The 26,678-nt window shown below is 59.2% G+C and carries 29 protein-coding genes and 2 pseudogenes; 15 read left to right on the forward strand and 16 right to left on the reverse strand.

What is annotated here, in order from left to right:
• Positions 1-180 (reverse strand): annotated as a pseudogene (locus tag C7534_RS29455) (IS110 family transposase); the annotation flags it as partial.
• Between the two features lie 95 nt (positions 181-275).
• Positions 276-869: a nitroreductase family protein gene (locus C7534_RS29460; protein ID WP_046033292.1), complete on the reverse strand. Its 594-nt coding sequence runs from the start codon at positions 867-869 to the stop codon at positions 276-278.
• A 167-nt stretch (positions 870-1,036) separates the two neighbouring features.
• On the opposite strand from C7534_RS29460, the gene C7534_RS29465 reads away from it, so the two are divergent.
• A complete protein-coding gene (locus tag C7534_RS29465; protein ID WP_007944020.1) occupies positions 1,037-1,486 on the forward strand; it encodes a YcgN family cysteine cluster protein in 450 nt (149 codons plus the stop codon).
• Between the two features lie 37 nt (positions 1,487-1,523).
• Positions 1,524-2,753: a hypothetical protein gene (locus tag C7534_RS29470; protein ID WP_109787946.1), complete on the forward strand. Its 1,230-nt coding sequence runs from the start codon at positions 1,524-1,526 to the stop codon at positions 2,751-2,753.
• A 101-nt stretch (positions 2,754-2,854) separates the two neighbouring features.
• Here C7534_RS29470 and C7534_RS29475 read toward each other — a convergent pair whose 3' ends face one another.
• The 4 genes from C7534_RS29475 to C7534_RS29490 form a co-directional block, all read right to left on the reverse strand.
• Positions 2,855-3,232 (reverse strand): YgaP family membrane protein, encoded by a 378-nt coding sequence (locus C7534_RS29475; RefSeq protein WP_109787947.1) that lies wholly within the window; start codon positions 3,230-3,232, stop codon positions 2,855-2,857.
• Positions 3,233-3,324: 92 nt separating this feature from the next.
• On the reverse strand, positions 3,325-3,795 hold the full coding sequence (locus C7534_RS29480; RefSeq protein ID WP_046033295.1) for an RNA methyltransferase: 471 nt from the start codon (positions 3,793-3,795) through the stop codon (positions 3,325-3,327).
• 188 nt (positions 3,796-3,983) lie between these two features.
• Entirely contained in the window at positions 3,984-4,355 is a 372-nt protein-coding gene (locus tag C7534_RS29485) for a YajD family HNH nuclease (protein WP_007944009.1), read from the reverse strand.
• 48 nt (positions 4,356-4,403) lie between these two features.
• Positions 4,404-5,090, reverse strand: coding sequence for a spermidine synthase (locus C7534_RS29490; RefSeq protein WP_046033296.1), 687 nt, complete (start codon positions 5,088-5,090; stop codon positions 4,404-4,406).
• Positions 5,091-5,185: 95 nt separating this feature from the next.
• On the opposite strand from C7534_RS29490, the gene C7534_RS29495 reads away from it, so the two are divergent.
• On the forward strand, positions 5,186-5,476 hold the full coding sequence (locus tag C7534_RS29495) for a hypothetical protein (RefSeq protein ID WP_046033297.1): 291 nt from the start codon (positions 5,186-5,188) through the stop codon (positions 5,474-5,476).
• Here C7534_RS29495 and C7534_RS29500 read toward each other — a convergent pair.
• A complete protein-coding gene (locus C7534_RS29500) occupies positions 5,473-5,946 on the reverse strand; it encodes a cyclic nucleotide-binding domain-containing protein (RefSeq protein ID WP_109787948.1) in 474 nt (157 codons plus the stop codon). The genes C7534_RS29495 and C7534_RS29500 overlap by 4 nt on opposite strands.
• A gap of 128 nt (positions 5,947-6,074) precedes the next feature.
• Positions 6,075-8,129 carry a S9 family peptidase gene (locus C7534_RS29505; RefSeq protein WP_046033299.1) on the reverse strand — a complete coding sequence of 685 codons (2,055 nt, stop codon included), beginning with the start codon at positions 8,127-8,129 and terminating at the stop codon, positions 6,075-6,077.
• A gap of 102 nt (positions 8,130-8,231) precedes the next feature.
• Here C7534_RS29505 and C7534_RS29510 point away from each other — a divergent pair, with 102 nt between their 5' ends.
• From C7534_RS29510 to C7534_RS29520, 3 genes are read left to right on the forward strand one after another with little or no spacing between them, the layout of a single operon-like run.
• Positions 8,232-8,729 carry a hypothetical protein gene (locus tag C7534_RS29510; protein WP_046033300.1) on the forward strand — a complete coding sequence of 166 codons (498 nt, stop codon included), beginning with the start codon at positions 8,232-8,234 and terminating at the stop codon, positions 8,727-8,729.
• A 33-nt stretch (positions 8,730-8,762) separates the two neighbouring features.
• A complete protein-coding gene (locus C7534_RS29515; protein ID WP_034150022.1) occupies positions 8,763-9,539 on the forward strand; it encodes a class II glutamine amidotransferase in 777 nt (258 codons plus the stop codon).
• An 11-nt stretch (positions 9,540-9,550) separates the two neighbouring features.
• A complete protein-coding gene (locus C7534_RS29520; RefSeq protein WP_109787949.1) occupies positions 9,551-10,093 on the forward strand; it encodes a DUF2937 family protein in 543 nt (180 codons plus the stop codon).
• A gap of 142 nt (positions 10,094-10,235) precedes the next feature.
• On the opposite strand, the gene C7534_RS29525 is transcribed toward C7534_RS29520, so the two are convergent.
• A complete protein-coding gene (locus C7534_RS29525) occupies positions 10,236-11,159 on the reverse strand; it encodes a LysR family transcriptional regulator (RefSeq protein ID WP_046033302.1) in 924 nt (307 codons plus the stop codon).
• A gap of 160 nt (positions 11,160-11,319) precedes the next feature.
• Here C7534_RS29525 and C7534_RS29530 point away from each other — a divergent pair, with 160 nt between their 5' ends.
• Genes C7534_RS29530 through C7534_RS29545 form a run of 4 tightly spaced genes read left to right on the forward strand, consistent with a single transcriptional unit; the run spans position 11,320 to position 15,039 of the window.
• Positions 11,320-12,618: an MFS transporter gene (locus tag C7534_RS29530; RefSeq protein ID WP_109787950.1), complete on the forward strand. Its 1,299-nt coding sequence runs from the start codon at positions 11,320-11,322 to the stop codon at positions 12,616-12,618.
• Positions 12,619-12,662: 44 nt separating this feature from the next.
• Complete coding sequence (locus C7534_RS29535; RefSeq protein ID WP_046033304.1) at positions 12,663-13,415, forward strand: 5-oxoprolinase subunit PxpA; 753 nt, start codon at positions 12,663-12,665, stop codon at positions 13,413-13,415.
• A complete protein-coding gene (gene pxpB, locus C7534_RS29540) occupies positions 13,412-14,116 on the forward strand; it encodes a 5-oxoprolinase subunit PxpB (RefSeq protein WP_109787951.1) in 705 nt (234 codons plus the stop codon). The genes C7534_RS29535 and pxpB overlap by 4 nt, the downstream gene beginning before the upstream one ends.
• Entirely contained in the window at positions 14,113-15,039 is a 927-nt protein-coding gene (locus tag C7534_RS29545; RefSeq protein ID WP_046033306.1) for a biotin-dependent carboxyltransferase family protein, read from the forward strand. The genes pxpB and C7534_RS29545 overlap by 4 nt, the downstream gene beginning before the upstream one ends.
• 120 nt (positions 15,040-15,159) lie before the next feature.
• On the opposite strand, the gene C7534_RS29550 is transcribed toward C7534_RS29545, so the two are convergent.
• A complete protein-coding gene (locus C7534_RS29550; RefSeq protein WP_109787952.1) occupies positions 15,160-16,338 on the reverse strand; it encodes a vWA domain-containing protein in 1,179 nt (392 codons plus the stop codon).
• Between the two features lie 12 nt (positions 16,339-16,350).
• Positions 16,351-17,196, reverse strand: coding sequence for an AAA family ATPase (locus C7534_RS29555; protein WP_046033307.1), 846 nt, complete (start codon positions 17,194-17,196; stop codon positions 16,351-16,353).
• 202 nt (positions 17,197-17,398) lie between these two features.
• Here C7534_RS29555 and C7534_RS29560 point away from each other — a divergent pair.
• Positions 17,399-17,630 (forward strand): annotated as a pseudogene (locus tag C7534_RS29560) (DUF4160 domain-containing protein).
• The gene (locus tag C7534_RS29565; protein WP_109787953.1) at positions 17,618-18,121 is read left to right on the forward strand and encodes a DUF2442 domain-containing protein; all 504 of its coding nucleotides are present in this window, start codon (positions 17,618-17,620) and stop codon (positions 18,119-18,121) included. Before C7534_RS29560 ends, C7534_RS29565 begins: the two are co-directional and overlap by 13 nt.
• On the opposite strand, the gene C7534_RS29570 is transcribed toward C7534_RS29565, so the two are convergent.
• Positions 18,118-19,224 carry a DUF748 domain-containing protein gene (locus C7534_RS29570; RefSeq protein ID WP_442963236.1) on the reverse strand — a complete coding sequence of 369 codons (1,107 nt, stop codon included), beginning with the start codon at positions 19,222-19,224 and terminating at the stop codon, positions 18,118-18,120. The genes C7534_RS29565 and C7534_RS29570 overlap by 4 nt on opposite strands.
• A 99-nt stretch (positions 19,225-19,323) precedes the next feature.
• Between C7534_RS29570 and cysK the strand changes: the two genes are divergently transcribed.
• Together cysK and C7534_RS29580 are read left to right on the forward strand one after the other, a co-directional pair.
• Complete coding sequence (gene cysK / locus C7534_RS29575) at positions 19,324-20,298, forward strand: cysteine synthase A (RefSeq protein ID WP_109787955.1); 975 nt, start codon at positions 19,324-19,326, stop codon at positions 20,296-20,298.
• A 216-nt stretch (positions 20,299-20,514) separates the two neighbouring features.
• Entirely contained in the window at positions 20,515-21,453 is a 939-nt protein-coding gene (locus C7534_RS29580; RefSeq protein ID WP_046033311.1) for an aspartyl/asparaginyl beta-hydroxylase domain-containing protein, read from the forward strand.
• Between the two features lie 250 nt (positions 21,454-21,703).
• On the opposite strand, the gene C7534_RS29585 is transcribed toward C7534_RS29580, so the two are convergent.
• Positions 21,704-22,249, reverse strand: a complete 546-nt coding sequence (locus C7534_RS29585) for a hypothetical protein (protein ID WP_109787956.1) — start codon at positions 22,247-22,249, stop codon at positions 21,704-21,706.
• 446 nt (positions 22,250-22,695) lie between these two features.
• On the opposite strand from C7534_RS29585, the gene C7534_RS29590 reads away from it, so the two are divergent.
• Positions 22,696-23,559 (forward strand): DMT family transporter, encoded by an 864-nt coding sequence (locus C7534_RS29590; RefSeq protein WP_109787957.1) that lies wholly within the window; start codon positions 22,696-22,698, stop codon positions 23,557-23,559.
• A 36-nt stretch (positions 23,560-23,595) separates the two neighbouring features.
• Here the strand turns inward: C7534_RS29590 and C7534_RS29595 are convergent, their stop codons facing one another.
• The 3 genes from C7534_RS29595 to C7534_RS29605 form a co-directional block, all read right to left on the reverse strand.
• On the reverse strand, positions 23,596-24,537 hold the full coding sequence (locus C7534_RS29595) for a LysR family transcriptional regulator (RefSeq protein ID WP_046033313.1): 942 nt from the start codon (positions 24,535-24,537) through the stop codon (positions 23,596-23,598).
• Positions 24,538-24,607: 70 nt separating this feature from the next.
• Entirely contained in the window at positions 24,608-26,137 is a 1,530-nt protein-coding gene (locus C7534_RS29600; RefSeq protein WP_109787958.1) for a tripartite tricarboxylate transporter permease, read from the reverse strand.
• The gene (locus tag C7534_RS29605) at positions 26,134-26,667 is read right to left on the reverse strand and encodes a tripartite tricarboxylate transporter TctB family protein (protein ID WP_109787959.1); all 534 of its coding nucleotides are present in this window, start codon (positions 26,665-26,667) and stop codon (positions 26,134-26,136) included. Before C7534_RS29605 ends, C7534_RS29600 begins: the two co-directional genes overlap by 4 nt.
• Between the last annotated feature and the right edge of the window lie 11 nt (positions 26,668-26,678).

Genomic DNA, 26,678 nt, shown 5'->3' on the forward strand with positions numbered 1-26,678 from the left:
GAAATGGGCGCCGCCACAGGCTTCCATCACGACGGTGCAGGGTTCCAGTTTCGCCAGATATTGGGTGAGCGCTGCCCGCGTAAACTTTTTGCGGTAAAGCTCATGACCATGATCATCTTGAGCATGCAGATGAAAGGAGTGTTTTCCCAAGTCGATGGCGGCAATAGCTACTTTGTTCATGGCAACGATCTCCGATGAGCCCCCTGTGAAAGCTTAGTGGGGGATCACAGGGGGCAGCGGGGGTAGCCATTTCATTAGTAGATCTTCAGTGGGGCTTAGAGGGTGAAGTCGCCCTCAGCCGCCAGTTCGTTCAACGGGCGGCGCGGGCTCGGCTCTTCACGCGCTTGCAGGTAATCGGCCAGCGATGCCTTGTCGCCCAGCTTGCCGACGGCGACCGCCGCATGCAGTGCATAACCTTCAGGAATATTCAGCTCCTTGCGGGTCAATTCCTGATCGAAACCGGCCATGCCGTGGGTGTGCCAGCCGCTGATGCTCGCTTGCAGCGCCAGATGGCCCCAAGCTGAACCGGTGTCGAAGGTGTGCCACAGGGCCGGGGTTTCTTCGGTGGCGCCCGGCACGGCGAAGGTGGTTTTCGAGATCACGATCACCAGAGCCGAGGCATGTTGGGCCCAGCTGCGGTTGAATTCGTTCAGCAGCCCCAGGTAACGCTGCCAGTTTGGCGTATCGCGACGCGCGTAAAGAAAGCGCCAAGGCTGCGAGTTGTAGGCCGACGGCGCCCAACGTGCTGCTTCGAAGAAGCTCAGCAGTGTCTCTTCTGGAATCGCTTCACCGGTGAAGGCGCGGGGCGACCAGCGATCAGTGAACTGAGGGTGGATGGCATAGTCGGCAACGCGTGGATTAGCACTCATCAAGAGATTCCTTGCTACGTTTGAAAGTGAGGGGGCGAGGCGAAACCCTACTGGCCGGCGCAAAAACTGACAAGCCCGTTTCTACCGGCAGTCGCCAATGCTTGGCCCACAGGGGCCTTGGCACTAGACTGGCGGCCTTTTCACCACCTGATGTTGATGCTTGAGCCATGGCCGCCAAAGTCGAACCGTTCTGGATACGCAAAACCCTCGATCAACTGGATCAAGAGGAATGGGAGTCGCTGTGCGACGGTTGTGGCCTTTGCTGCTTGCAAAAACTCGAAGATGAAGACGACAACAGCGTCTACTACACGCGTATCGCCTGCAAATTGCTCGACCTGAAAACCTGCCAGTGCACCGATTATCCGAACCGGCGTGACTTCGTTCCGGACTGCATCCAGCTCACGCCGGGCAAGGCGGACGAATTCAAATGGCTGCCACCGACCTGCGGCTATCGCTTGGTCAGTGAAGGCAAGGACCTGCCGCTCTGGCACCATCTGGTGTGCGGCGACCGCGATGCGGTGCACCACGAACGTATTTCACAATCCGGACGCATGCTTGCCGAAGGCAGCGTGCCTGAAGATGATTGGGAAGATCACCTGATTTTCCGGGCGGGCTGATCGCACCAGGGTTTTAACGTTTCACGAAGGAGTGTGTATGGCTGTGGGATTGCGGCTGGCGTTGGTCGTTGGGCTGCTGGCCCTGAATTCGTCCGTGTGGGCGGCGATGAAAGTCGATCTGGATTATCACGTGCGCCTGTTGCCGCAAAGTGATCAGGCTGAGGTGCGCCTGACGCTGACGCAGGGTTCGTCGGTGCGCAGCCTGGATTTTGACCTGGGCGATGGCAGCCGCTACAGCGACTTCAAGGCCGATGGCCAGTGGCAGCTCACGCCGGGCAAGGTGGCGCGGGGTGTCTGGCATCCCGCCGCCGACAAGGCCAGCCTGACCTACCGCGTGCGCATCAGCCATGGGCGCAAAAGCGGCAGTTTCGACACGCGCATGACGCCGACCTGGGCGCTGATGCGCGGTGACGATCTGGTGCCGGCCGCCAAGCTCGATCAGCAGGACGGCGTCGAGCTGGTATCACGCCTTGAGTTCGAGTTGCCCACCGGTTGGAAAAGCGTCGAAACCGCCTGGCCGCGGATCGGCAAAAACAAATTCCGCATCGACAACGTGTCCCGGCTGTTCGACCGGCCGACTGGGTGGATGCTCGCCGGCCACCTCGGCAGCCGCCGCACGCGGTTGGGGGAAACCGAAGTCACCGTCGCTTCGCCTCAGGGCCAGGGCATGCATCGCATGGACGTACTGACGCTGCTGACCTTTGTCTGGCCGCAAGTTCAAGCCGTGTTCCCGAGCCATCCAGGCAAATTGCTGATTGTCGGTGCCAACGACCCGATGTGGCGCGGTAGCCTCGCGGCGCATGAATCGATCTACCTCAATACGCGTCTGCCGCTGGTCAGCGAAAGCGGCAGCAGTGCGCTGGTGCGTGAATTGGTGCAGGTGTTCGCACGGCTCAACGATACGCAGCGCAGCGACTGGATCAGCGAAGGTTTTGCCGAGTATTACGCCATTGAGCTGATGCGCCGCGCCGGCGGCATGAGCGATGAGCGGTATGAAAGCTTGCACGGCAAGCTGATCAAGGACAGCCAGAAAGTCACGACCCTGCGCGGCGAACAGATCAATTCGGCGCAAGTGTCGAAAGCCGTGGTGCTGTTACAGGAACTGGATCGCGAGATACGCTTGAAAACCCGCAACAAGCGTTCGCTGGATGATGTACTGCGCGAGGCGATGCATCTGGGAAGTGTGGATACCAAGGCGTTCGTTCAGTTGGCCGAGAGCGTCATTGGCGAATCGTCCAAGGTCCTTGATACCGCGTTGCTTCAGTAACACCGCCATCGCGGGCAAGCCCGCTCCCACAGGGAAACGCATTCCAAGGTGGGAGCGGGCTTGCCCGCGATGAGGCCCTCAGCTTCAGTACATCTTGAGGATCAAACCCCGGCTTTCGGCGACTTCAACGAATCATTACCCGTCACCGTAGCGGTTTTGGTCGCTGCCTCGGCATTCGCCTTCAGCTTGCTCAACTCTTCCCCGGCCCGCTCGATCTTCGCCCGCACGATGTCCATGTCCTGGCGGCTTTTCTCGATCATGCTTTTGAGCGAACTGTGCCCGGTAATCCCTCGAGCCAGTGCCACGCCGCCGATCGCCACCTGAATCAAGCCGAAAATACCGCCGCGACGCAGGCCCTTGCCCATCATCAACACGCCACCGGCCACGGAGCCGGCGCGTTCCCAGCCGTGAACGTTCTGCTCGGAAGGGGTCTGGAACGGGGTGGATTCGATGCGCTCTACACGTTTGAGTTCGCTCATGATCTTTCTCCTGGCAGAAATCACTGATTCAGTCGTGGATAGTTAAGCTGACTGCCGAGGCCGGCGGCTTGTTCCATTGGATGTGCATTGATTCAGCGAAATTTCGCACCGGAACGGGTGTTGAGCCCTTTGGACATGCGGTCGTAGAGCACGACATTGACGGTGGCCGCCAGGTTCATGCAACCGGTGGTCGGGATGTAGACCACGTCTTCGCACCAGTCGCGAATGTCTTTATCCAGCGAGCCGTCTTCCGGGCCGAAGATGTAGAGGGCGCGGTCCGGGTGGGTGTATTCCGGCAGGGAACGGGCGCCATCGACCAGTTCCACGGCAACCGGCACGCAGCCCAGAGGCAGGATTTTTTTCAGGTCGTCGATGCCGATCAGCGGGATGTCGTAGTGCACGCGCTTGGTGTCGGTGACGAAGTCGGCAGCGCGTTCATAGCGCTTGCCGGTGTAGAACACGGACGCCACGCCATAGCAGCCGGCGGCGCGCATGACCGAACCGACGTTTTCGGGTGATTTGGGGTTATACAAACCAATGCAGCTGTACCGTTTGTCTGCCACGAGCGGGGTGCCTTCGGGGAAAAAACGGCGATTATACGGGGATTGGGGGAGGGGTGTTTGGTTTGAGATTGGTGGTGTCTGGACAATTGCTATCGCGGGCAAGCCCGCTCCCACAGGATTCGTGGTGTACACAATAACTGTGGGAGCGAGCTTGCTCGCGATGAGGCCAGTAAGGGCGCCGAAGACCTTCAGTCTTCCTTCTTCATCAACCCCGCCAACGCCGCAAACGGGTTGTGTGTCGCCTTGGCGATCTTCGGCGTGCTCAGCGAGCCTTCGCCAAAATACTGCTGGTCGGTATAGCGCGAGTGTTCATTGTCGTGGCAGTACAGGCACAACAATTCCCAGTTCGAGCCGTCCTGCGGGTTGTTGTCGTGGTTGTGATCGCGATGGTGCACGGTCAGTTCGCTCAGGCGCTTGCCGGAAAACTCACGGGCGCAGCGGCCGCACACGTGCGGGTACATCTTCAGGGCTTTGTCGCGGTAGCCCATTTCCTTGTCGCGTTGGTTGTCGGCGAGGATGCGATCCAGCTTCGAAGTGTTGGTCGGGGTGGACGAACTCATGGGTTCACCTTTGTAAAAGACTAATGACGGTTATGTTCAGAGTTTAGCTCAGCCCTTGAGCTTCTCGGCAATCCAGATGGTGTGGCGTGTGCCCTTGTTGCCGTGGGCGAAGACCTGGACTTCCTCGGCCTTGAAACCGGCCTTTTTCAATTTGTCGGAAAACTGTCGGTCGGCACTCGCCGACCACACCGCCAATACGCCCTTGGGCCGCAGGGCCTTGGCGCAAGCGCTGAGGCCGCCGGCGGAGTAGAGCCAGCTGTTGGCCTTCTGGGTCAGGCCTTCGGGGCCGTTGTCGACATCGAGCATGATCGCGTCGAACCCTTGTGGTTCGGCTTGCAGGACGTGGGCGACATCTTCCATGCGGATGACGGTACGCGGGTCGAGCAACGGGTTGCCGGCTTTTTCGCCCAGCGGCCCACGGTTCCACTCCACGACGCCCGGCACCAGCTCGGCGACCACCACTTGCGCGCTTTTGCCCAAATGCTTGAGCGCCGAGGCGAGGGTGAAGCCCATGCCCAGGCCGCCGATCAGCACGCGCGAATTCGGCCGGCCGGCCACTTTGCGGCAGGGGATCTCGGCCAGTGCATCCTCGGAGCCGTGCATGCGCGTGTTCATCAACTGCCCGCCGTCGCCACCCTGGATCTTGATGACGAAGTCCTCACCGTATTCGAACAGGCACAGGGCACCGCCGTTTTCAGGAATGGGCGTGGTGTCGAGCAGGACGAAACGTTTCATGGGGCTCTCTTGAGAAAGTCTTGCATAAACTGGGAGGGCAAACGGGCGCAGTTGGGAGTAGCCTGAATGTGACGAAATCGCCAACGGAGCCATTGATGAAGCGCACCATTCTAACGGCCATTGCTCTGGCCGCGCTCTCGATTACTGCAGTGCAGGCGCAACAGTTGCAATCCATCCCCGTCAGCCCCCCAACCATGCCCGGTTCGCCCGGCACCGCGACGCCGACGCCGTACCCGCAAATCACCGCGCCTTCCTTGCCAAAAACGGGGCCGGGCAGCAGTGGTCCGCCATTGGTGCCGATTGAAATGCCGAGCCCGCCGACCAAGGACCAGCCTGTGCCGGGGATCGAGCCGACCCCGACGAAAGCCAAATCGCCGGGCGGCTAAACCTGTTGCGAAAGCAGTTGTCCATCCGCCATGCGCAGGCGTTTGGAGAGGGAGACGGCGAGGGCGCGGATGATCTTGGCGGCGATTTTCGGTGCGTCGTTGATCATCTTTTCCAGCGAGTCCTTGCCCAGGTTCAGCAGTTGGCAGTGACTGGCGGCCACGCAACTGGCGGAGCGTCGTTCACCGTCCAGCACCGCCATCTCGCCGAACGAGCGGCCGCTGCGCAATGTAGCCATGGTCACCAGTTGCCCGTCACCATTGGTTTTTTGCACCGCCACCTGGCCGGTGTGAATGATGCACATGAAGCTGCCGGCATCGCCCTCGTGGAAGATTTCCTCACCTTGCGTCACGGTGCTGATGCTGAAATAGCCCGAGGCGGCCGCGAAGTCTGCGGGCAGCAATTGATCGAACAGGCCGCAATCCATCAGCCAGTCGCGAATTTCGTTGTTCAGTAAGGTTAGTTCTGACATGTCGTCACGGTCTTTTTTCTTGTGTCTGATTCCGGTTTTCGGGAGATCCCCAACCCCTTGTAGGAGGGGATGTGTGTGCCTTGGGGCCAAGTGTCTGGTCTTAAGACCGACACACCGGGCCAAGTTCCTCAGGCAATACCCAATACCTTGAACAAAAATGCATATTCGAGCGCTACGTCACGCAATCCCTGGTAACGACCGCTCATTCCGCCATGTCCGGCGCCCAATTCGGTCTTGAGCAGCAGAGGGTTCGCGTCGGTTTTGGTCGCACGCAATTTAGCCACCCACTTGGCCGCTTCCCAGTACTGCACGCGGCTGTCGTTGTAGCCGGCAATCACCAGCGTTGCCGGGTAGGCTTGTGCGGTGACGTTTTCGTACGGGGCGTAGGCCTTGATCCGATCATAAACGTCCGGCTCTTCAGGATTGCCCCACTCGTCGTATTCCGTGACGGTCAATGGCAGGTCGGGGTCGAGCATGGTGTTGAGCACGTCGACGAACGGCACTTCGGCAATCGCCGCGCCGAACAATTGCGGCCGTTGATTGAGCACGGCGCCAATCAGCAAGCCACCGGCGCTGCCGCCGCTGATCGCCAATTGTTTTGCGCTGGTGAAACCGTTGGCAATCAAATGCTCTGCACAGGCAATGAAGTCGCTGAACGTGTTGTGCTTGTGTTCCTGTTTACCGGCCCGATACCAGGCCTCACCCAATTCGCCACCGCCACGCACGTGCGCGATGGCGAAGGCCATGCCGCGATCCAGCAGGCTCAGGCGAGCGTGGGAGAACCACGGGTCGAGGCTTTCGCCATAAGCGCCGTAGCCATACAGATACAGCGGCACCGGTTTGCCGAGGTGCTCGCGCTTGACCACCAGGCTGATAGGCACCTGCGTACCGTCCGGTGCCGTTGCCCACAGGCGCTGACTGACGTAGGCATCGGCGTCGAACGGGCCGAGTACCGGCGTTTCCTTGAGGACTTTTTGCTCGCCGCTCGCCAGTACGAGCTGACGGATTTGCGCCGGACGGTTCAATGCCTCGTAGCGCAGGCGGATCCTGTCGCTGGCGAACTCCAGGCTGTTCTGTACGTGCAGGCTGTAGGCCGCGTCCGGCAATTGCACGCGATAAGGCGACTGGCCTTGTGGGTGGACTTCGATGATCGGCAAGCCACCTTCGCGCAGGCTCAGGGTCATGGCGCCAGTGTTCAGGCTCATGCCGTCGATCATCACCGTGTCGCTGTGGGGGATCAGGTTTTGCCATTCGGCCTCGGTGGGCGCCACCCCGGTATCGACGGTGCTGTACAACGCGAAGTTGATGCCGTCGCGGTTGGTACGAATGAACCAGGCCCATTGGCCATCGAGGGCGCCGTGGTCGACGTCGTACTCATGGTCCTCAACCCGTGGCGCCAGACAGGTGAAGGCCTGATGCGGCAGGGAGGCGTCCAGCGCCCAGACTTCACTGGTGGTCTTGCTGCCCAGGGACAGCAGCAGTTGCAGCTCGGAGCTTGAACGGTAGCAATGCATGAAGAATCGGCCGTCCGGCTCGTGGAACACTTCTTCGGCCGCCGTGCCGTCCAGCCGATAACGGAACAGTTTGTGCGGGCGATGGGTGTCGTCCAGCTCGCCAAAAAACAGCGTCAGGCTGTCGTTGGCCCACGTCATGCTGCCGTCGCAGTCCTGGAACTCCAGTTCACTGACGCGACCGTCCGACAATTCCTTCACGAACAGGGTGTAAATCTCATCACCCGTGGAGTCGATGCTGTAGGCCAGGCGCTGGTGGTCCGGGCTGATGCTGAACGCCCCCAGGGAAAAGAAGCCACCGTTGGCCAATTCGTTCGGGTCCAGTAGCAGCTGTTCCTGGCTTTCGTCGAGTTGCAGGCTGTCATCGGCCGGGCGCGGGCAGCGGTAGTGCCGGGCATATTCGTCACCGGCCGTGGTGCGCGTGTAATACAGGTACGGCCCCCAAGGGGAGGGCAGCGACAAATCGGTTTCGAGAATCCGCCCCTTGATCTCTTCGAACAGGGTCTCGCGCAGGCCGGCCTGATCGGCGGTTTGTGCCTCTTGATAGCTATTTTCAGCCTTGAGGTAGTCGAGCACCGCGTTGGTGTCGCGCTCCTGTAGCCAGGCATACGGGTCATCGCCTTCCGCCTTGTGGGCAATGGGCGCGTCGGAAACGTTGGCGGATAGGGGCATGAAAGACTCTCGAACGTTGTACGAAATTGGCGGGTCGCAGACAGCGGGCAAGCCTGATGTGCGAAAAGTCGTTACTATAAGCGCCTCTTTGCCTGCCTTGCCATGGACACCATGACCGAGAACGACTATCTGATCGCTTGGGGCCTCTACGCCTTCGCCGCTTTGGGCTGCCTGTTGGTGTGGATGCGATTGACCCGCTGGATGTGGCGTTGGCTGCGCGAGCCGTTGCGGCTGCTGGTGGCGGTGTTGCTGTTTAGCCCGACGATCATCGACCCGGTGAAGGACAAAGTCGCACCGGCCATCGCGATCACGGCGCTCGACCTGCTATTCAAGGTCGGCAACAACGCCTGGCGGGCAATTTCCGATCTTTTTATGTACGGCATGATCGCCTTCGGACTGTACCTGGTGATGGTGGCGATCCGCTTCCCGATCGAGCGCGCTTCCAACGCTCGCAAGGAACAGGCGGCCGCCGCCAAGGCTGCTGCCAAGGCAGAAGACCCTGACGATGATCATCCCTTCGGCGGTGCCGGCGATGATCGTTACGGCCGACCGCCGGTCCCGAGCAATCCTCAGCGATTGCGGGTCGAGCCACGTTTGTAACCTTGCCCCTGCCTTTTCATCGAGAACCCGAGCATGTGTGAGTTATTGGGCATGAGCGCCAATGTGCCGACCGATATCGTGTTCAGCTTCACCGGGCTGATGCAGCGCGGCGGCCGTACCGGGCCGCACCGCGATGGCTGGGGGATCGCGTTCTATGAGGGGCGCGGCCTGCGCCTGTTTCAGGACCCGGCTGCCAGCTGCGAGTCTGAGGTGGCGAACCTGGTGCAGCGCTATCCGATCAAAAGTGAAGTGGTGATCGGGCATATCCGCCAGGCCAATGTCGGCAAGGTCTGCCTGTCCAATACCCACCCGTTCGTGCGCGAACTGTGGGGGCGTAATTGGTGTTTCGCGCACAACGGCCAACTCGCTGACTTTCAACCGACCGCCAGTTTCTACCGCCCCGTCGGCGACACCGACAGCGAAGCGGCATTCTGCGATTTGCTCAACCGTGTGCGCGCAGCCTTCCCGGAACCGGTCGAGGTTGAAGAATTACTACCCGACCTGGTGGCGGCCTGCGCCGAATACCGCAGCAAAGGCGTGTTCAACTGCCTGCTCAGCGACGGCGACTGGCTGTTCTGCTATTGCTCGACCAAATTGGCCCAGATCACTCGTCGGGCACCTTTCGGCCCTGCGCGCTTGAAGGATGTCGATGTGATTGTCGACTTCCAGGCCGAAACCACGCCCAACGACGTGGTCACGGTGATTGCCACCGAACCCCTGACCGAAAACGAAACCTGGACCCGCTACGAACCGGGCCAATGGAGCCTTTGGCGACGCGGCGAATGCGTCAGCCAGGGCAAGACCGAATAAGGATCTCCCTGATGTTGCTCAGTTATCTACGCCTGGTGTTGTTTGCGGCGGGTCTGTTGGTCGGTGTTCAGGTGCCGGGGTTTATCAATGATTACGCCAAGCGGGTCGAGGCGCATCTGATAGAGGCGCAAACAGGCTTGAGCGGTTTTCAGGGCACCGCCAATCAGTTCTTCAAGGGGGATATGCAGGCACTGGTCGCTCATTACCGCGCCAGCGAAGACCCGATCTTTCGCAGCGATGCCGACAGCCTGAGCAACCTGCTGACCCGTCAGCTGGCGTTGGACAAACAATTCCAGGCCATGCAAGGCCCGTGGTACATCCGCTTCCTGCAGGTGGTACTGGCGGCTGACCCGGAGATTCGCAAGGAAACCTGGAACGGCTACAGCTATCAGATCCTGCTGACGCCCGAAGCGATGATCTGGGGGATGAGCGGCGCGTTGTTGCTGTCGTTCGGGATTGAATGCCTGTTCCGCTTGATCGACTGGGTGGTGCTGGGCGGCAAACGCCTGCGCCAGAGCCGGCCGATTGAAGACCGCGATGTGCGCGGCCTCTAGGCCGAATCGGCCCCCTGTAGCAGCTGGCGCAGCCTGCGTCCGGCTGCGCAGCAGTCGTCAAACCAGCGCCGGGATTTACCTGAAACACCACGGAGGCTGATTTTACGACTGCTGCGCAGCCGGACGCAGGCTACGCCAGCTGCTACATAGGTTGGCGCGCCAGAACGATGTAATCCTCGCCCATCTCCTGCGCATACCGTTTCAGCACCTGCTGACACAACGCCACAATCTCCTCGACCCACTCAACGCCCGTGCGCCACGACACCACCACCTGTAAATCCGGCGGTCGTTGATCAATGGCCAACAGCGTCAATTCCCCGCGCGCCAATTCCTCGGCTACCAGCACCGGCGGCAGCGCGCCAATGCCAAAACCATCACGCAACAAGCGGGTTATCGCCGACACCGAATTCACGCAGTTGAGGCGCGGGGCCATTACGCCATTGGCCTGCATCAGGGCCAGCACTTCCTGGTGTGGATGGGAGTTTTTCGAGTAGGTAATGATCCGCTCGCGCGCCAGATCGGCGATGCCCGAATATTCGCGGTTGTAGAGCGAATTACTCGCCGCGATCCAACCCATGGGATGGCTGGCCAGCTCCAGGCTGCGCACGCTTTCCTGACGCATCAGGTCGGTTTGCAGGATCAGATCGAGAAAGCCTTTTTGCAGCTGATCGCAGAGGTTGAGCGAGGTATCGGCCACCAGTTCGATTTCCACCAACGGATAGAGATCCGTCATCTGCGCCACCAGAGGGCTCAGCCATGTGTGGATTACCGTGTCCATGACGCCGATCCGCACCCGTCCGACCTTGCTCGATCGGGTCTCGATCGATTGTTTGAGTGCCTGCATGGTGTCCATCATCTGCTCGGCATAGTCGAGCACTTTCAAGCCTTCAGGCGTCAGGCTGACGCCGCGGGAATCGCGCAAAAACAGCTTCACCCCCAGTTCACCTTCAAGCACCGCAATTCGGCTGGAAATCGAGGCCTGGGTGGTGAAAAGCTTGTCGGCGGTCAGACGAAAACTTTTGAGTCGAGCGACCCAGACAAAGGTTTCAAGAAACTTCAAATTCATGGGGTCAGCTCGTGGGGATAAAGTTTTCTTATGTCTGGAGCGGGTTTTTATTAGTTGGACGCAGCAGGGCCACGGACCCAAAAATCGACGCATCCGGTTCCCACGATAGGCGTCGTCGGGGCTTAGAACAATACCAATAAAATTTGCACGGAGAGTTGCCATGAGTGCGCCCGACACGCTCGACATCCCCAATGCCAATGCCAATGCCAAGGCCCGCCCGGGACCTTTCGACTGGTACCGCAACATCAATCAGCAGGAGCGTCGCACCTTCTGGAGTTGCAAGATCGGTTATGGCCTGGACGGCATGGACACCCAGATGCTCAGCTTCGTGGTGCCGACCCTGATTGCGATGTGGGGCATTACCACCGGCGAGGCCGGGCTGATTCACACCAGCACCCTGATCGCCTCGGCCATCGGCGGTTGGGTGGCGGGGATTCTCTCTGACCGCATCGGTCGTGTGCGCACCTTGCAACTGACGGTGCTGTGGTTCGCCTTCTTCACCTTCCTCTGTGGCTTCGCGCAAAACTATGAACAACTGTTGATCAGTCGCACCCTGATGGGATTCGGTTTTGGGGGTGAATGGACCGCCGGCGCCGTACTGATGGGCGAAGTGATTCGCGCCAAGGACCGTGGCAAAGCCGTGGGCATGGTGCAATCGGGTTGGGCGTTGGGGTGGGGGTTGACGGCGATTCTCTATGCGCTGCTGTTCTCAGTGTTGCCGCCGGAAGACGCCTGGCGCGCCCTGTTTATTCTGGGCATTGTGCCGGCGATTTTCGTGATCTTCGTTCGTCGTCTGGTCAAAGACCCGGAAATCTATCGTGAAGCCAAAGCCAGACAGGAACCGAGCAACCCGGCGAAGTTCTACGAGATTTTTGCCCCCGGCATTCTGTTCACCACGATTCGTGCTTCGGTGCTGACCACGGGCGCACTGGGCGGTTACTACTCGATCACCTCATGGTTGCCGACGTTTCTGAAGAACGAGCGGGGCTTGAGCGTACTCGGCACAGGCGGTTATCTGGCGATGGTGATTGTCGGTTCCTACGTCGGTTACGTTATCAGCGCGTATTTGACTGACCTCCTGGGGCGCAAGAAGAACTTCATCCTGTTCGCGGTCGGCTCGTTCACCATCGTTTTGCTCTACACCCAACTGCCGGTCAGCAACGCTGTGATGCTCTGGCTGGGCTTCCCGCTGGGCTTCTTCGCTTCGGGGATTTTCAGCGGCATGGGCGCGTTTTTGACCGAGTTGTTTCCGACGCGGATTCGCGGTTCGGGCCAGGGTTTTTGCTACAACATTGGCCGCGCATTGGCGGCATTGTTCCCGCTGCTGATTGGTTTGCTTAGCCAGCGTGTGCCGCTGAGCGTGGGCATCGGGGCTTTTGCGGCAGTGTCCTATGGGGTGGTGATCCTTGCAGCGCTGAGCCTGCCGGAAACCCGTGGCAAACAACTGGATGCGCAGTAATCTGCCTGCATCTGAAAAGAACAATGCCTACAGGAGTGTTCACCGTGAGCCGCCTGCTATTGAACTGCGACATCGGCGAGAGTTTCGGCAACTGGACCATGGGTCTGGACGCCGAGGTCATGCCCTTCATTGATTGCGCCAATATCGCCTGCGGTTTCCACGCCGGCGACCCGAGCATCATGCGCAAGACCGTCAGCCTGGCCCTGGGCAATGGCGTACAGATTGGCGCACACCCGGCCTATCAGGACCTGGTCGGTTTCGGCCGTCGCTCCATGGCCTACACCCCCCAGGAACTGCAAGACATTCTGCACTACCAGATCGGCGCTCTCGACGGCATCTGCCGGGCTCAGGGCGCACGTGTCAGCTACGTCAAACCTCACGGCGCGATGTACAACGACATGATGGCCAACCCGGCACAATTGCGCGCGGTGCTTCAGGCCGTGGCGTCTTACGACCGGACATTGCCGCTGATGTTGATGGCCACCCGAGACAACAGCGCCGCGCAACAACTGGGCGATGAATATGGCGTGACCTTGTGGTTCGAAGCCTTTGCCGACCGTGCCTACGACAGCGCTGGGATGCTGGTCTCTCGACAACTGCCGGGGGCGGTGCATCACGACCCGGAAAAAATCATTGAGCAGGCGCTGACCATTGCCCGTGGCGATCACCTTGTCGCCAGCGACGGCAGTGCCTTGCACTTGCAGGCCAACACCCTCTGTGTGCACGGCGACAACGCCAGTTCCGTGGCTGCCGTGCGCCGGATTCGCCAAGCCCTCGATGAGCAGAGCGCACCATGAAACCGCGCGTGGAAGTGGTGGCGCTGGATTGCCTGATGCTGCGTCTGTTCGACGAGATCAACGAGGCCAACATGCCGTGGATGCTCGCCGCCAGCGAGCGCTTGCGCGAAGCCTTTGGCAAGCAACTGATTGACCTGGTGCCGTCTTATACGACGCTGATGGTGCATTACGATCTGCTGGCATTAACCCCGGCTCAGGCTCGGGAACTGATTGCCGAAGCCTTGATCGATTTGTCGCCCAACGCCCGTAGCCGTGGCAAATGCCATGTGTTGCCGGTCTGGTACGACCTGAGCGTCGGCCCGGAACTGAGCCTGTTGTCCAGGCGCAGTGGGCTGGCGGTGGACGACGTCATCCGCCGCCACAGCGAGCGTGAATATCAGGTGTTCGCGCTAGGCTTTGCGCCAGGTTTCGCATTCATGGGGCTGGTAGAAGAAGTGCTGGCGGCTCCACGTCTGAATACGCCCCGCAAGAAGGTGGCGGCGGGCAGTGTCGGGATTGCCGAGCGGCAAACGGCGGCTTATCCGGTGGTTTCGCCTGGAGGCTGGAACCTGATCGGTCGCACCCCGGCCAAACTGTTCGACCGTGAGCGCGACGGCTACAGCCTGATGCAACCGGGAGACACCGTGCGCTTCGAAGCGGTCGACCATGCCGAATTCATCAATCTGGGCGGTGACGATACGCCATTGGAGGCGCAGGCATGAGCCGCTTATCCATTGAAGCGAGTACGCCGCTGTGCCTGTTGCAGGACGCCGGTCGTTTTGGCGTGCGGCACTTGGGCGTGACCCAGGGGGGCGGGCTGGATTGGCGATCGATGTCCTGGGCCAACTGGCTGCTGGGCAATGACCTGAACGCGCCGGTGATCGAAATCACCCTCGGCGGATTCACGGTGGTGGCCGAAGAGGATTGCGTGCTGGCACTGGTCGGGGCGGATCTGGGGGCACAGGTGCAGGGCGAGGCACTGGCGCCGTGGCGCAGTTTCAGGCTGCAAAAGGGCCAGCGATTGCACTTCACCCAGCCGCTGCTCGGGGCTCGGGCTTATCTTGCGGCACCCGGTGGGTTTGATGCGCCAAACGTACTGGGCAGCCGTTCGACGGTGGTCCGTGAGGAACTTGGCGGCCTGGATGGAATGGGTCGGGCGTTGGCCAAAGGTTCGCAATTGAGTTACTCCGGGAGTGCATTGCTACTGCTGCGAGAATTGCCGGAGGAGCATCGACCGGACCTCACCAACGATTCGCCGCTGGATCTGGTGCTGGGCGCACAGATCGGCGAGTTCAGCGGGCAGAGTCTGTTCGACGCGTTCAACAACGCCTGGACCCTCGACAGCCGCGCCGACCGGATGGGCATTCGCCTGTTGGGTATGGCGTTGCAGTACCAGGGCAAACCAATGATCTCCGAGGGCATCCCGCTCGGCGCGGTGCAGGTGCCACCGGATGGGCAGCCGATTGTGTTGCTCAATGATCGGCAGACCATTGGCGGGTATCCACGATTGGGCGCGTTGACGCCGTTGGCGCTGGCACGATTGGCGCAGTGCCTGCCGGGAGCGAAGGTGCGACTGCGGCCGGTGGTGCAGGATGTGGCGCATCGGGAGCAGGTCGAGTATTTGCGGCGGTTTTCAAAACGCTAAAAGCATCGCTGGCAAGCCAGGTTCCTACAGGGATTGAGGTCGCTCACAAAACATGTGAACCACCTAAATCCCTGTAGGAGCCGGGCTTGCCAGCGATGAGGCCCGAACGGACAGCGAAGATTATTTGGAAAGAAACCGCATCCCTTCTTCCAACCCACGAAGGGTCAGCGGATACATCTGGTCGTCAATCAAGTCCCGAACAATGTTGGTCGACGACGTATAGCCCCACGTATCTTTCGGATACGGGTTGATCCAGATGAGTTTCTTGTACTTCTCCTTGAACCGCTGCATCCACACATAACCGGCTTCTTCGTTCCAGTGCTCGACGCTGCCGCCGGCCTGGGTGATTTCATAAGGCGCCATGGCGGCGTCACCGATGAAGATCACTTTGTAGTCGGGGCCGTACTTGTGCAGCAAGTCCTGGGTCGATGTGCGTTCGGAGGTGCGACGCATATTGTTCTTCCACACTGATTCATAAATGAAGTTGTGGAAGTAGAAGTACTCCAGGTGCTTGAACTCGGTCTTGCAGGCCGAAAACAGCTCCTCGCAGATCTTTACGTGGGCGTCCATCGAGCCGCCGATGTCGAACAGCAGTAACAACTTGACGGTGTTGCGCCGTTCCGGTCGCATCTGGATATTCAGCAGCCCTGCATCCTTGGCGGTGTGGTCGATGGTGCCGTCGATATCGAGTTCTTCTGCTGCACCCTGACGCGCAAATTTGCGCAAGCGGCGCAGGGCAACCTTGATGTTGCGCGTGCCCAGCTCGACAGAATCGTCGAGGTTCTTGTACTCGCGCTGATCCCAGACCTTGACCGCCTTGCCCTGGCGTTTGCCGGCATCGCCGACCCGAATGCCTTCCGGGTTGAAGCCACCGGAGCCGAACGGGCTGGTGCCCCCGGTGCCGATCCACTTGTTGCCACCGGCATGGCGTTCTTTCTGCTCTTCGAGGCGCTTCTTGAACTCTTCGATCAGTTTGTCCAGGCCGCCGAGGGACTGGATCGCCGCCCGCTCTTCGTCGGTCAGAGAACGTTCGAATTCCTTGCGCAACCAGTCTTCGGGAATCAGTGCCTGAAGGTGATCGTCGAGTTTTTCCAGGCCATTGAAGTAAGCCCCGAACGCCCGGTCGAACTTGTCGAAATGCTTTTCGTCCTTCACCAGAATCGCCCGGGACAAGTAATAGAACTCGTCCATGTCGGCGAAGGTCACGCGCTGTTTAAGCGCGTTGATCAGGTCCAGCAGCTCGCGCACCGAAACCGGCACTTTGGCGGCACGCATTTCATTGAACAGGTTGAGCAACATGGCATCAGCCTCTTAGCGGGTGCCGCGACGGCTCATGAACGCCAGGCGTTCAAGCAGTTGCACGTCCTGTTCGTTCTTGACCAGCGCGCCGGCCAGCGGCGGGATGGCTTTGGTCGGATCGCGTTCGCGCAGTACCGCTTCGCCGATGTTGTCGGCCATCAGCAGCTTGAGCCAGTCCACCAGCTCGGACGTCGATGGCTTCTTCTTCAGCCCCGGCACTTTGCGCACGTCGAAGAACACGTCCAGCGCTTCGCTGACCAGGTCTTTCTTGATGTCCGGGTAGTGCACGTCGACGATCTTTTGCATCGTGGTGCGGTCCGGGAAGGCGATGTAGTGGAAGAAGCAGCGACGCAGGAAGGCGTCCGGCAGCTCTTTCTCGTTGTTGGAGGTAATGATGATGATCGGGCGCTTCTTGGCCTTGATGGTCTCGTCGATCTCGTAAACGTAGAACTCCATCTTGTCGAGTTCTTGCAGCAGGTCGTTCGGGAATTCGATGTCAGCCTTGTCGATTTCGTCGATCAGCAGAATCACCCGCTCTTCGGATTCGAAGGCTTCCCAGAGCTTGCCCTTTTTCAGGTAGTTGCGAACGTCATGGACCTTTTCCGTGCCCAGTTGCGAGTCGCGCAGGCGGCTGACCGCGTCGTACTCGTACAGGCCCTGATGCGCCTTGGTGGTGGACTTGATGTGCCAGGTGATCAACTTGGCCCCAAGGGACTCGGCCAATTGCTCGGCCAGCATGGTTTTGCCTGTACCTGGCTCGCCCTTGACCAGCAGTGGACGTTCCAGGGTAATGGCGGCGTTGACCGCCAGCTTCAGGTCATCGGTGGCGACGTAGGCCTGGGTGCCTTCGAACTTCATCTGCTAATCCTCGAACGGTGACGCCGACCTGAGTAATGCAGGCCGGGACGCAATAATTGTGATGCCCGACTATACCGCGCTGTCCGGTCGACTGTGAACGCAGACGACTTATTCAGTCTCTGAATGGCACGTCACATATTGACTCAGTCTCGGCTGCTGGCCAGTATTGAGCTATCGCCATTTTGGCGATAGATTTCGGGGCATGTCTACTAAATATCGATTTCGCGACACGTACCGTATTCAGTTGCGCGAGAAGGATCATCCGCCACCCCCATGTCCACCTGACAGGGGGTGGGCTGGATGTAATGCTCAGCCTTGAAACCGTAGAAGTCATGGTGGGCAAGGCACTGCCGCTGATAATCAAGGAAGCGCTCGAGTGGGGCAGCGCCCATCAAGTGCCGTTATTGGAGGATTGGAAACGATGTTACCCATGAAGCGACCACGGCTCTCGGCCGTTCAGGCATTGCCGGAAAACCGTCTGGCGCTGACCTTTATCGATGGCCAACAACTCACACTCGATTTGAGCCGTGACCTGCAAGCCTATCCAGGGGTGCAGCCATTGCAGGCGCAGGCTGCGTTTGAAGGGGCCGCGTTGGCCGATGATGGCTGGAGCGTCGAGTGGCCTGACCTGGACATCCAGATAGGGGCTGATACGTTGTATCTGGATGCGCTCGCTCAAAACTCTCCCGATGAAAACACGCGAACGTTCATTGAATGGCGCGCTCGCACCGGTTTGTCACTCAATCAGGCAGCGGAGGCGCTTGGGGTGAGTGCGCGGAGCATCACCCGATATAGTAGTGGCCGTGAAGCGGTGCCACGATCGTTAGCCTTGGCCTGTCTGGGATGGGATTTCTTGCAACAGCAATCAACGTCTACACGGGCCGCAGAAACAACGGGGCGCTATACCGTCACACGCAAACCTTAGCCCGCTTCCGGCTTCGGCTGCTCATAGCGCGCATTGAATGCCTGGATGAAACCATTGCGTAAAATCTGCAAAAACGCCTGAAACGCGCTGATATCCTGCCGATGCACATTGCCGCGCAGTTCCACTCGGGTTGCAAACTGGTTTTTGCCCTGGTTTTTCAACACGGTTTCGGAGCCGCCGACGATGGCCTCCCAGATGGACCGGAAGATCCCTTTGTCCTTGTTTTCCACGTCCTGTTGCCAGTTGAACACGTCGACGTCTTTGAGCAATGGTTTGATATAGCCCGTCAATTGGGCTTTTTTGGCTTGCGCTTCAATGACCACATCACCGTGGCCCGCATTGAAATCGAATTTGCCGTAGGCCGCGGCGAAATCGTTCATGCGTTTGAGTTCGATGTCCTTGGCGCGCAGGCGAAACTGGAAGTCTTCGAAATTGCTCAATGGGTCGAACGTTGCGTTGGTTTCCAGTGGCGCATGCCCCAGCAGCAGGGCTTTACCGTCGAAGCGGGCGTCTCGCTTGCCTTTAGTGTCGACCACGTTGGTCAGGTTATAGATGCTGGCGTTGACCTGCGTGGCGTTCATGTTCACCGGTGGCTTGGAGTTGAAGTTTCGAAAACTGAGCTTGCCGTCGTGGATCTGCACCTCATCCAGGGTTATGGGTAACAATTTGCCAAGTTGTGCGCGCCAGTCGGTGCCCTGACCGGTCTGAGAGTTCTGCTTATTGGCGCCGCCATCGACAAAGTTCACCTCGGGATTGAAGAACTGCACATGGGCCACCACCGCGTGGTCGTACCAGAGCGAGTGCCAACTGACCGCGAGGTCGATCAAAGGTGCGTTAACGAAAGGCACAGGGACCTTGCCGTCGACTTTGACGATTTTCAGTCCGTTGATTTTGTAGGCGCCGCGCCACAGGGCCAGGTCTACGTCCGTGATCTGCCCGCTGTAGTCACCCATATTCGCCAGTTTGTCGTTCAGGTAGTTGCGCACCATGTAGGGCAGGGCGATGTGCAGGGCAATCAGGAGCACAACGAGGCCGACGAAGATCCACAGGGGCCAGCTGTATCGACGTTTCATGGTGGCAAATCTCTGGCGATGTAAAACCATTGACTGCGCTGACAGCCGGACGTTCGACCTGACTGGACGCCCAAGGGCAAGAGGCTTACCTTGATGCGCTAATTCCATGCTGTAGCTAAGGACCCAGTCATGAGCCGTATCTTCGCTGACAACGCCCACTCCATCGGCAATACGCCTTTGGTGCAGATCAACCGCATCGCCCCGCGCGGCGTGACCATCCTGGCCAAGATCGAAGGGCGCAACCCCGGTTACTCGGTCAAGTGCCGGATTGGCGCGAACATGATCTGGGATGCCGAGAGCAGCGGCAAACTCAAGCCTGGCATGACCATCGTCGAACCCACCTCTGGCAATACCGGCATCGGCCTGGCATTTGTTGCCGCAGCACGTGGTTACAAGCTGATGCTGACCATGCCGGCGTCCATGAGTATCGAACGGCGCAAAGTGCTCAAGGCACTCGGCGCCGAACTGGTGCTGACCGAACCGGCCAAGGGCATGAAAGGCGCGATTGAAAAAGCGGGCGACATCGTTGCCAGCGATCCGGCCAAGTACTTCATGCCGGCGCAGTTCGACAACCCGGCCAACCCGGCCATTCATGAAAAGACCACCGGTCCGGAAATCTGGAACGATACCGACGGCGCGGTCGATGTGTTGGTGGCTGGGGTCGGAACGGGTGGAACCATCACCGGTGTTTCGCGGTATATCAAGAATACACAGGGCAAACCGATTATCTCGGTGGCCGTGGAGCCTGCTGTTTCACCCGTGATCAGCCAGGCCATCGCCGGTGAAGAAATCAAGCCGAGTCCACACAAGATTCAGGGTATCGGTGCCGGTTTTGTACCGAAGAACCTGGACCTGACGATGGTTGATCGGGTGGAGCTGGCCACTGACGACGAGTCCAAGGCCATGGCCCTGCGCTTGATGCAGGAAGAAGGGATTTTGTGCGGTATCTCGTGCGGCGCTGCCATGGCGGTCGCTGTCCGTCTGGCGGAAACCCCGGAAATGCAGGGCAAGACCATCGTGGTGATCCTGCCGGACTCCGGTGAGCGCTACCTGTCGAGCATGCTGTTCAGCGATCTGTTTACCGAACAGGAGAATCAGCAGTAACAGCGGCTGCGGCTAAGTAGCCATTGATAATGGACAGAGGACATCAGGTCAGCCTCCGTTCAGGGAACTTATGCTAAGAAGGGCTTTGTTGCGCAATCTTTAATACTGAATGTTGCGACGGGCGGGTATTTCCCAAGGTCGGGAATGTTTATCATGGCCGACTGCCACGTCGGGTAAAAGGCGTTGAGCAATGAGCCTATTCTCAAGGAGTCGTTGATGAGTTTTTCGTTTGCCGCGAAAACGTCGGTGTTGCTGCTATTTTTCTGCAGCACGCTCTATGTCCATTTGCGTGGCAAGGCGCGTCTGCCGGTCTTGCGTCAATTCGTCAACCACTCGGCTTTGTTTGCGCCCTACAACGCCTTGATGTACCTGTTCTCCGGCGTGCCATCCAAACCCTATCTGGACCGCAGCAAGTTTCCGGAACTGGACGTACTCAAGGACAACTGGGAAGTCATCCGCGACGAGGCCATGCACCTGTTCGACGAGGGTTACATCCGCGCTGCCGAGAAGAATAACGACGCCGGTTTCGGTTCGTTTTTCAAGAAAGGCTGGAAGCGTTTTTACCTCAAGTGGTATGACAAACCACTGCCATCGGCCGAAACCCTGTGCCCGAAAACCGTGGCGTTGGTCAGCAGCATTCCCAACGTCAAGGGTGCAATGTTCGCGCTGTTGCCGGGTGGCAGTCACCTCAATCCGCACCGTGATCCGTTTGCCGGTTCCTTGCGTTATCACCTGGGGCTGTCGACCCCCAACTCCGATGATTGCCGCATCTTTGTGGATGGCCAGGTATACGCCTGGCGCGATGGCGAAGACGTGATGTTCGATGAGACTTATGTGCATTGGGTCAAGAACGAAACCGAGAAAACCCGGGTGATCCTTTTCTGCGATATCGAACGTCCGTTGAGCAACCGCGTCATGACCCGCATTAACCGCTGGATCAGCAGTCAGCTCGGTCGCGCCACAGCACCTCAAAACCTTGATGATGAACGCGTCGGCGGGATTAACCGGGTGTATGCCTGGAGCAAGAATTCCAGCGACAAGTTCAGCGGCGTGATCAAAAAGTGGAAACGTCGCAACCCCAAGGCCTACCGCGTTCTGCGGCCGGTGTTGGCGGTGGTGGTGCTGACGTTGTTGGGGTATTGGTTGTTTGGGTGAGACCCGTCAAGAAATGAAAAACCGCTCCCTGGAGCGGTTTTTTTTCGCCTTTTTCAAGGGCGTCCTGCGAGCAGGCTCGGTTCGTCGCCTTCGGTGCCCGTGACAAGTATCTGTAAGAGACGCCGCTGACTGGCAGTCAGTTCTACAGCGATGGTCTTGTCTTCAGTAGTGCGCGAGCTTTTCCTTGTGGCGGACCTCTTGATGACTTTGCGCATATTCCCTCCGTGGCTGGTTACTAATTGAACAATTGTCACGATACAAGGTGCTCCAATGTTTTGACAAGCCGGCCTTCTGTGTCGAAGTCAAAGCCAAGCTCCTGATAAATTGATACCGCACCTTCCTGAGGCTCCTGAACTTCGAGGAATCGGCTGCCGATGATTTTTGCGTAGTGTTCAATGGCAATCATCGACAGTGTCGCCACGCGATTTTTCAATGGATGTGCTTCCTTTGGACGCCCCTCCAGTCGCACGATGCGGATTCGCAACCGACTTTTGTTTGGATTCGCGAAGCACATTCCACAGAGTTCGTCCTCGAACCAGATGGCAATATCCAGAGCCAATGGCTCTCGAGCTTTCCATCCAACAACGTCGCCCCACGAAAAATGTGGATGTTCCCAATGCTCGAAAGCACCCAGTGCCTGCGCGTTGATCGCTTCGAAGCGCACCCTGGATAAATCGAGGGCGGTTGGGCCGGCTAGTTCCAGTTCATGTTGAAGCTGGGAAGTACTAGCGGCAGCCAGCTTTCGAGCCCTTGATTTATACAACTGATACCGCAGACACGTCCGTTCCCTTGGCATGTGATCTCTTGCATTCCCTGTCCTCCCAACGCGGGCGATTCCCTTTCACTCAGAGTAAGCAGCACTTCTCCGGCTGTCGTTACTGGCCCTTTGTCCAAGTCATTGCAATCCATGTCAGTCGCTGGTTATAGTCGGCGCACGGTGATTTCCAGCCCACCGTCAACCTCATCAAAAAAGATCAGCCCATGCCTGCATCCCACATCAACGCGGTAGTCGATTCAGCGGTCAACGCTGGTGTCATGCCGTGCGGGAATCAGCAGCCTGCGCAGATCAGTCATTACCCCCCACCTGTCAGTAACACACCGGTGTGTGCAGTCGTATCGCCGCCGGGTGTTGGCATTTCGGGCTGATCAGCGTCTCTTTGCTGTTCCCCTGTGCCCCCAGAAAAAACAACTGAATTTCAGCTTCGGCTGAGTTGGCTTTTTGCCTGACTACAGGTGGTTTTCATGTTTGTCCTTTCGAAAAAAACCGCGCTCGCGGCGGCGTCCACGAGCCTGTTCGTCCTGCTGTGGAGCAGTGGGGCGATCTTCTCCAAATGGGGCCTGGCCCACGCGTCACCGTTTGCCTTTCTGTTGTTTCGCTTCGTGATTGCCTTGTGCGGTCTGGTGTTGCTGGTGCCGTTGCTCAAGCTGAAGTTGCCCAAGGGCGGTATGCCGATGCTGTATGCGATGGCCACGGGCATGGTGTTGCTGGGGGCTTATCAGATTTTCTATCTGCTGGCCCTGGACCTGAAAGTCACGCCGGGTGTGATGGCGACCATCATGGGTGTACAGCCCATTCTGACGGTGGTCATCATGGAGCGTCAGCGCTCCATCAGCCGGATGTTCGGTCTGGCATTGGGCCTGACCGGATTGATCATGGTGGTGTATCAGGGCATCGGTCTGGCCGGCATGTCACTGGCCGGCATGCTCTACGGTTTGCTGGCGCTGGCGAGCATGACGTTCGGCTCGATCATGCAGAAGCGCATCACCGACAATCCTCTGGGCACTTTGCCGGTGCAGTACCTGGCGGGGCTGTTGCTGTGCGGGATCTTCGTACCGTTCCAGCCGTTTCATTTCGAACAGAGCAGAGGTTTTATCGTGCCGGTGTTGTGGATGGGGCTGGTGGTGTCGGTGCTGGCGACGTTGCTGCTGTATCGCCTGATCGCCCGGGGCAATCTGGTGAATGTCACCAGTCTGTTTTACCTGGTGCCGGCGGTAACGGCGGTGATGGACTATCTGATTTTCGGCAACAGGCTGGCGGCGTTGAGCCTGCTGGGCATGCTGCTGATCATCGTCGGCTTGGTCTTCGTCTTCCGTAAGACAGCGTAAACACCCAAAGGCCCGGAGCATTGGCTCCGGGTCTTTTTATTTGGCCAGCGCATGCTCGGCCCGTACCGAATTCATGAACGCCTGCATCGCCGATGACTGAATGCGATGGCGGCGGGTGATGAGCCCGTAGGGTGGCAGCCGCGCTTCGAACTTGATCGGCAGTATGGCGAGCAGATCACGACCGGGATAATCCTCAACCACCGACACCGGTGTGACGCCGAGCATGTCGGTTTGCTGGACCAGGGAGAGCAAGGTCATGATCGACGTGGTTTCGACGATGCTGCTGGGGATATCGACCCGCGCGTTGTGAAACACCTGATTGATGATGGCGCGCATCGGGCTGGGATGCTGTTGCAGTACCCAGGTCATGTGCTGCAGCTCCGCCCAGCTCAGTTGTTTTTCCTGCGCCAGTGGGTTTTTCGCGCCGGCGATCACGCACAACGCTTCTTCACCGAGGCTGTCAAACAGCAACTCTTCGGCGCGTGCACCGGCCGGAATCCGCCCCAGCACGATATCCAGTTGATCCTGCAAAAGCGCCTGGACCAACACGTCGCTGGTATCGACCTGGATGCTCATGGACAGTCGGGGATGGCTTTGTTTCAGCGTGGCGATGGTGCGAGTCAACAGCCCCGACGCCAGTGCCGGAATCGCACCGACCGCGACTCGCCCCAGGTTGCCGGATTCCAGTGCCACCAGTTCTTCACGCATGCCGCTGAGTTCGGCAAACACCATGCGCGCGTAATAAATAACGGTTTCCCCGAACGCGGTAGAGCGCATGCCCCGTGGCAGGCGTTCGAACAGTTCGACACCGAGCAAGTCCTCGGCTTCGTGGAGCATCTTGGTCGCGGCCGGTTGAGTCATGCCGATATGGTCGGCCGCGCGGCGCAACGAGCCGAACTCCTGCAACGCCAGCATCAACCGCAGTTGGCGCAGGCGCAGGCGACTGTGGATCACATTGGCAGCAGGAATTCGGGTCATGGGCCGTGGCTCGCTGGGAAGTCTGCGGCAAGCCTGCCAACAAATGTCAGGCGTTGCCAGCATTGCCGTGTCACAGCACCGATTTGGGTTTGGCGACGTGGGATTTGCGCAGGCCCATCAGGCCGCCCAGCGCCTTGGAAATCAGTGGCCAGAACAGCATCAGCAACGCCGCCGTGGTCAGGCTACCCACTAGCGGGTTGGACCAGAAGATCCCCAAATGGCCATCGGAAAACAGCATCGACTGACGGAACGCATCTTCAGCCTTGTCCCCCAACACGGCGGCGAGTACCAGTGGCGCAATCGGATAACCGAGTTTCTTGAACAGATAACCCAGCGCGCCAAAGCCCAGCATCAGCACCACGTCGAAGAACGAGTTGTGTACCGAGTAGGCACCGATGGCGCAGACCATGATGATGATCGGCGCAATGATCGAAAACGGAATCCGCAGGATCGAGGCAAACAGCGGCACGGTGGCCAACACCACGATCAGGCTGACCACGTTGCCCAGGTACATGCTGGCGATCAGGCCCCAGACAAAATCATGCTGTTCGACGAACAGCGTCGGGCCAGGGTGCAGGCCCCAGATCATCAAGCCGCCGAGCATCACCGCTGCCGTGGCCGAGCCGGGAATGCCCAGGGTCAGCATCGGCAGCAGGGCGCTGGTGCCCGCCGCGTGGTCGGCGGTTTCCGGAGCGATCACGCCTTCGAGTTCACCTTTGCCGAAATTCTCGCGGTTCTTCGAGAATCGCCGCGCCAGGCTGTAGCTCATGAACGACGCAGCAGTCGGGCCGCCGGGGGTGATGCCCATCCAGCAACCGACCAGCGTGCTGCGCACAATCGTCCACCAGTAGCGCGGCAGCTTTGCCCAGGTGCGCAGAATCACCATCGGCGTGATGCGCGCATGCTCGCCGCGAAACACCAGGCCTTCCTCGACGGTGCAGAGGATTTCACCAATACCGAACAGACCGATCACCGCCACTTCGAAACTGATGCCCGTCATCAAGATTGGCTGGTCGAAGGTCAGGCGCAGGTTGCCGGACACCGTGTCCATGCCGACCGCCGCCATGGCAAAACCGATCATCATCGCGACCACGGTTTTCAGCGGCGGGTTCTTGCTCATGCCGATGAAGGTACAGAACGCCAACAGGTACACCGCGAAGAACTCCGGCGAGCTGAACGACATGGCGAACGCGGCAATCCTGGTCGACAGGAATGTCAGCAGCAACACCCCGGCCAATGCGCCAATCAGCGCGGAACTGAATGCGGCAGTCAGGGCTTCGGCGGCGCGGCCTTCACGGGCCATAGGGTAACCGTCGAACGTCGTCGCCACCGATGAGGGCTCACCGGGAATGTTGAACAGGATCGAAGTGATCGAGCCGCCGAACAGCGCGCCCCAATACATGCACGACAGCAGAATGATCGCCGACACCGGCGACATGGTGAACGTCAGCGGCAGCAGCAACGCCACGCCATTGGGGGCGCCGAGGCCGGGCAACACGCCGACCAGAATGCCCAGCAGTACGCCGATCACCATCAGGCCAATGTGGCCCGGGGTCAGGATCAGGTTCATGCCTTGCAGCAGGGAATCGAACTCGCTCATTTGAAATTTCTCCCGGCCAGGGCAATCCAGTCGCCCATCGGGCCGGCATCCAGCGGGACCTTGAACCACAGCGCAAAAATCAGGTAGCTGGCAAGTACAGCGCCCAGCGACACCGTGCCGATCATCAGTTTGCCGTACGGTTTGACGCGGACCTTGTCACGCCACATGAACCAGGCAATGAAACAGGCCGAGGCCACGTAGATGCCAGTGAACGGCATGGCAGCGACGAATAGCGCAATCGGGATGAACACCGACAGCACTTGCTTGAATGCGCTGCGGCTGACGAATGAAACGCTCAGGGCTTGCCAGCGCACCACGGTCAATACGCCGTTGCCCACGCTGGCGGCGCTCAACAGCAGGCCAATGTAAAAGGGGAAGTAACCCGGCTCAGGGCCGGAATCGCCCCAGCCGATACCTTGTTCGACGCTGCCAAACATCACCACCGCGCCGATCAGCGTGGTGAAGAGTGTCAGGCCGAGCTCGACCCAGCGGGTGCCGACCAGCGCCGGTGAATCCGAAGAATGGGACATGAAACACCTCC

The organism is Pseudomonas sp. OV226 (assembly GCF_003148705.1).
Lineage (GTDB): Bacteria > Pseudomonadota > Gammaproteobacteria > Pseudomonadales > Pseudomonadaceae > Aquipseudomonas.